Consider the following 5,299-nt stretch of genomic DNA (forward strand, 5'->3'; position numbering starts at 1 on the left):
CTAGCACGGCACGTCCACCGCAGCGATGCGGTGGGGTTGGATCGTGAGGCTCTCCCCGGTGGATTCGAGCACCGCGGAGATGGTGGAGGGGGTCATCATCACGATGGAGATCCAGTCATGGCTGGTGGCACCCGCATAGTCCACGTAGTGCAGGCGCACCTGTGTGCCCGCGGTATAGGCGCGGCGCAGCTCGGACATGATCTCCCGCGGCGAGCGGAAGGTCCGGGTGTCCGAGGCCTTCGTGCCGTCCGCCGGGTCCACGGCGATGGCCTGGTCGTGGGCGCGGCGAAAACCCTCCACGGCGCCGTCGATCTCCGAGGCGATCTCGGTGGAGTCCCCAGTGATGTCCATGATGTTGCGCTGGGGAGTATCCACGCGAGACGGGACACGAGCCGAGTGGGGTTCGGTGGCGGAGCCCTGCTGGAATGCCCTGGTGGCGTCGTCAATCAAATACCGCAGGGACTGGGGAACGGACGAGAGACCGCCGGGGGACATGCGATCCAGGAAGGCCTCGATGTCCTTCCATGGGGCGTCATAGCGCTTCGGCCCGATCAGGCTGAATACGTCGCCTTCGCGGCCGTCCTCGCGCACCAGGGTGGCGGTGAGCCCCAGACGGCGGCGAGACTGCAGGTCGGAGGTCATGCGGAACACCGGGGCAGGCAGCAGGTGAACCTCGTCGTAAATGATTAAGCCCCAGTCGCGGGAGTCGAACAGCTCCAGCGCCCGGTATTCGCCCTTCGACTTGCGCGTGACCACTTGGTAGGTGGCGATGGTCACGGGGCGGATCTCCTTCTTCTCTCCGGAGTATTCGCCGATTTCATCCTCCGTCAGGGAGGTGCGGCGCACTAGCTCGTCCTTCCACTGCCTGCCCGCGACGGTGTTCGTCACCAGGATCAGGGTGGTGGCCTTTGCCTTGGCCATCGAGGCCGCGCCGACCATCGTCTTGCCCGCACCACATGGCAGCACTACCACGCCCGAGCCGCCTTCCCAGAAGCTATCGGCCGCCATCTCCTGGTAGTCGCGCAGCTGCCATTCTTCGTGTTCCTGCGACAGCTCGATGGGGTGTGCCTCGCCGTCGACGTATCCCGCCAGGTCCTCTGCGGGCCAGCCGACCTTCAGCAGTTCCTGCTTGAGCCTGCCGCGCTCGGAAGGGTGCACAACGATCGAGTCCTCGTCGATCTCTGCGCCCAACATGGGCTTGATCTTTTTGTGACGCCGGATCTCCGTCAGCACAGCCCTGTCCGTCGTCTCTAGCACGAGCCCGTGCGCTGGGTGCTTGATGAGCTTCAGCCGCCCGTAGCGATCCATCGTGTCGGCAATGTCGATGAGCAGCGGCTGCGGGGCGGGGAACCGCGAGTAGGTTTCCAGCACGTCCATGATCTGCTCCGCGTCGTGCCCTGCCGCGCGGGCGTTCCACAGCGCCAGCGGGGTGATGCGGTAGGTGTGCACGTGCTCCGGCGCGCGCTCCAGCTCCGCGAACGGTGCCAGCGCGGTGCGCGCCTCCTGCGCCTGTTCGTGGTCGATTTCCAGCAGCACGGTCTTATCCGACTGCACAATGAGCGGTCCGTTTCCAATGCCCACGCTGTGTGTCACTTCCTTTTTGTTTATCGACGCCACCGCGACGGTGTTGCTCAAGCCAAAGACATCATTTTACGCTGCAGTGGTGCGAACTCGTGCTCCACTATGCTGAGACCCATGATTGCTCAGACGGGAAATCTGCGCCAATGGCAGTATTTCGTGGCTTTAGCGGAGACCGGTAGTTTTACAGCGGCGGCAGCGCGACTGGGAGTGAGTCAGCCGCCTGTCTCCAATGCCATTAAGCGCTTAGAAGCTGGTGTAGGTACACCGCTATTTATCCGAGGGGCGGGGGAAGTGAAACTAACCGAGGCAGGGTTGACCTTGCTTCCATATGCCCGGGTGATTAATCGCGATCTTCAGACTATGCATTCGATGATTGACGGTATCCGAAGTGGTGCGCAAAGCGGGTTTCGTTTGGCCATCAGTAGTGCGCTTCCAAGCGAGATAGGATCGCGTATTGCAGCAAAGGCACAGCAGCATGATGGAGTAGTTTTGTCGTCACTGCCTTCTGTTGAGATTCTTGCCCGTGTTGAAGAAGGCGCTATTCATGCGGGGCTTGTTCAAGCTCCGGTTCCCTTGGGTACTCACCGCAGTGCGAGGCAGTTTTCTCTGTCACGTGATCTAGTGGTGCCGCCGGGGTATTCAAGGTTGGATAAGACCTTGTCTCAATTGAATCTGCTGGTGGAGAACCTGAATGACAATTCAAGTGCAGCCAGTGGTTTGGCGAGAGAGCTATTTCGGTCGGGTGTGTCTTGCGAAATTAATGATTCAGAGGATGCTCTAGGTAGGGGCTTATTGATTGGAAGAGGGGAGGGGATGTCTTTGGTATTTCGCGGTTTTCACCAGTTTGACAATGCTATTGAGCTTCCTTCCCGTTTCGATTTTTCCGTGGATGTAGTGGTTCGCCGAGGTGGGATGGACAATGGCGCCGAGGCCATGGCGGTCGCCGAAAGAATTTGTCGAAGGATTAACCAATGACTGCACGGATGGAGATGGCCCTGGAAAACGTGTTGACGCGGTCGGGGTGTGAGGGATGGTGGTGTGCATCGCGACTGCACGATGGGGTGACTATCGGACGCAAACAAGACGAGAAAATTACGGTGGCATCCTTATATAAAATCCGGCTCCTCCACCTCACTTTGGAAGCGATTCAACGAGGTGATCTGGATCCTCGTCTTCGTGTTGACGTTGCACCGTCCAAAGGAACTTACGAAGGGTATGGGTTCGCTGCCTTTGATGACGCAGTGAACGTGAGTCTCCGAGACTTAATGAAACAAGTCGCATCGGTGTCAGATAACGTGGCCGCCCACGAGATTTTGCGTCTACTGCCTGCGTGGGCTCGAGAAGCATTTCTTAAACGGTTTCCACCTCATTATGACTTGCAAGATCGGAATAGCTTAGTGACGGCGGAGAAACAATTGCGTCAATATGTTCAATCCCAAGGGGGGAGTAGTACAGATATAGCGTTTTCTGCAGTCTCTTCGTTGGCGGAAATAACTAATGACTTGGAACAGGTTTGGAAAGACGATAGTGCAGCGGTACGTCGATCTATGTGTGAACTCTTGGGGTTGCAGGTGTGGCGTCACCGTGTTCCTTCAGGCTTTCCTCCAAGCGGCGTTGATATCTATGGAAAAACGGGCACTGTAGGACTTCTCCATGGTGAAGCTTCGATTATCCAGGTTGAGGGCGAGGAGCCCATTGTGGTGTCCATCATGCTGAAACAGGTGGTGCCAGAACAAGCAATGAGTACTCACGATGGTGCTATTGGCGAAGTGGCTAGACTGCTCGTGGACGCTCTTCGTTAGAATTTCTGCCACTTGAATACACACTTCTACCATCGCCTATATGTGAATGAAATGAGACAATTGCATTATGTGATATTGGTGGCATCCAATGCGTCTCACTTAACGTCACTCCCATGATGACTAAGCACAATCGTTTCCGTCAGTCGGTGATTGCACTCTGTTCGCTCTCCGCAGTGATGTTGAGCAGCTGTTCAGCTCTACCGTGGGAATCAGACTCAGACGTATTTCTCAAAGCTTTCAACGCGGGAGATGACAGCAAGGCTGCACGGTATCTGGATCATCCAGACCCGGAGCGCGCCCTTCATGAATTTCGGCAGTCACTTCATGGTGTGAAGGTCAACATCGAAAAATCTGATATTTCCAATGGAAAGCAGAATACTCATGTGACTTGGTCCAAAGATGGTGTGGAGTTGGAGAGCAATGGTCGGCTCGTCCTTAGTGGACAGGATGGTAAGCCTCAATGGTTGCCTTCGATCTTCGAAGCTCAGTTGAGCGATGATTCCGCACTCTTTTTTGCTGAAGATAAACAGTACGATCTTCCAATTAAAGATCGCTTGGGCAATGAATATATGACCTGGACGAAAGTTATTCAGGTACGAGGTCGCAAAGATATAGCCTCTAGAGCGCAGGAATTGGCCCAGATTTTTGCACCAGTGTCTCCCACAACGACTAAGGAGTGGATCGAGCAGACCTTGGGAGAGTCTCAGGATGAAGACACCGTGCTCCTCACTTTGAGGCAGGAAGAATTCCGGAAGATACAAGAGCAACTTAGGACCTTTGAGGGAATTTCCACTGTGGAGCAGGGGCGTCTCTTAAGCGTGTCCAAAACTCTTAACTCTCCGCTGGATGCTGAATTGAACAAATATTGGGAGTCAGTGCTCGATGCTAATTCAGGATGGTCGATACGCGCTGAGAGTTCACAAGGTATGACGACGGTAGCCTCTGAGCCGCCTCGCCGAGTTCAGCCAATCGCAACCACTCTGGATAACACACTGCAAAGCGCAGCAAAACAAGCAGTGGACAGTGAGCAACGTGCCGCAGTTCTAGTCGTGCTCAATCCTAGAACAGGAGGTGTCCTTGCCGTTGCACAAAATGACAAGGCAAATAACCAAGGGCCAATCGCACTCACCGGGCTATTCCCACCGGGATCGACGTTCAAAACTGTGACCACAGCGGCGGCACTAGAGGCAGGGGCAGTCAGCATGGATGAGGAACTACCTTGTCCTAGCAATATCACCGTCGCTGGACGCAAGATTCCCAACGATCATGACTTCGATCTAGGTAGCGTTCGACTGGAAGAAGCTTTCGCCCAATCATGTAACACAACCCAAGCGGTCATTTCGGATCGTTTGGGAGAAGATGATCTGCAACGGACTGCTTTAGAACTCGGAATTGGCTCCGACTTCGACGTACCAGGGATGACCACACTTACTGGTTCGGTGCCGCGGACACCGGCTGGACCTCCTCGTGTGGAGGCTTCTATTGGACAGGGCGAGGTTCTAGCTAGTCCATTTGGGATTGCGCTCATGCAATCGACTGTCGCTAACGGCGGCTTGCTTGTTCCTCCACAGCTCATTCAAGGCGAACAGACAGTAGTGAATAAACAGGCAGACCAGCATGTCAGCGATACAACTATTCAAAGCCTCCGGACGATGATGAAATCAACAATTGACCACGGTTCAGCTAGGTCGTTGAGTGATCTTAGTGCACTTGGCGGAAAGACTGGTACAGCAGAAATTGATGGCAAGCTTTCCAATGGCTGGTTCGCTGGAACGACAGGGGAATTGGCGATTGCGTCCCTTGTAATCGAAGGAGATTCTTCTCAGCCAGCTGTGGAAATGGCCGGGCGTTTCCTTCGCTCGCCGGATGTTCAGAAATTCTCTGGAATTCAATAAACTTGCGTCATAACCTCTAGC

4 protein-coding genes are annotated in these 5,299 nt (G+C 55.2%); 3 read left to right on the forward strand and 1 reads right to left on the reverse strand.

Features of this window, described 5'->3' with window-relative positions:
- Entirely contained in the window at positions 1 to 1,581 is a 1,581-nt protein-coding gene (locus CRD13_RS07870) for a helicase-associated domain-containing protein (protein WP_016421371.1), read from the reverse strand.
- Between the two features lie 114 nt (positions 1,582 to 1,695).
- Here CRD13_RS07870 and CRD13_RS07875 point away from each other — a divergent pair, with 114 nt between their 5' ends.
- The 3 genes from CRD13_RS07875 to pbp2m all read left to right on the forward strand — a co-directional run bounded on the left by CRD13_RS07875 (position 1,696) and on the right by pbp2m (position 5,278).
- Positions 1,696 to 2,556, forward strand: a complete 861-nt coding sequence (locus tag CRD13_RS07875; RefSeq protein WP_012360809.1) for a LysR family transcriptional regulator — start codon at positions 1,696 to 1,698, stop codon at positions 2,554 to 2,556.
- Positions 2,553 to 3,383, forward strand: coding sequence for a serine hydrolase (locus CRD13_RS07880; protein ID WP_012360808.1), 831 nt, complete (start codon positions 2,553 to 2,555; stop codon positions 3,381 to 3,383). Before CRD13_RS07875 ends, CRD13_RS07880 begins: the two co-directional genes overlap by 4 nt.
- Before the next feature lie 113 nt (positions 3,384 to 3,496).
- On the forward strand, positions 3,497 to 5,278 hold the full coding sequence (gene pbp2m, locus CRD13_RS07885) for a penicillin-binding protein PBP2M (RefSeq protein ID WP_016421369.1): 1,782 nt from the start codon (positions 3,497 to 3,499) through the stop codon (positions 5,276 to 5,278).
- Positions 5,279 to 5,299 lie beyond the last annotated feature (21 nt).

It is taken from the genome of Corynebacterium sp. LK26, from assembly GCF_014335085.1.
Classification (GTDB): Bacteria; Actinomycetota; Actinomycetes; order Mycobacteriales; family Mycobacteriaceae; genus Corynebacterium; species Corynebacterium jeikeium_D.

Excerpts from the sequence above, each read along its gene's own strand:
- CRD13_RS07875 (WP_012360809.1), top strand. The coding sequence starts at position 1,696 with ATGATTGCTCAGACGGGAAATCTGCGCCAATGGCAGTATTTCGTGGCT.
- CRD13_RS07880 (WP_012360808.1), top strand. The coding sequence starts at position 2,553 with ATGACTGCACGGATGGAGATGGCCCTGGAAAACGTGTTGACGCGGTCG.
- pbp2m (WP_016421369.1), top strand. The coding sequence starts at position 3,497 with ATGATGACTAAGCACAATCGTTTCCGTCAGTCGGTGATTGCACTCTGT.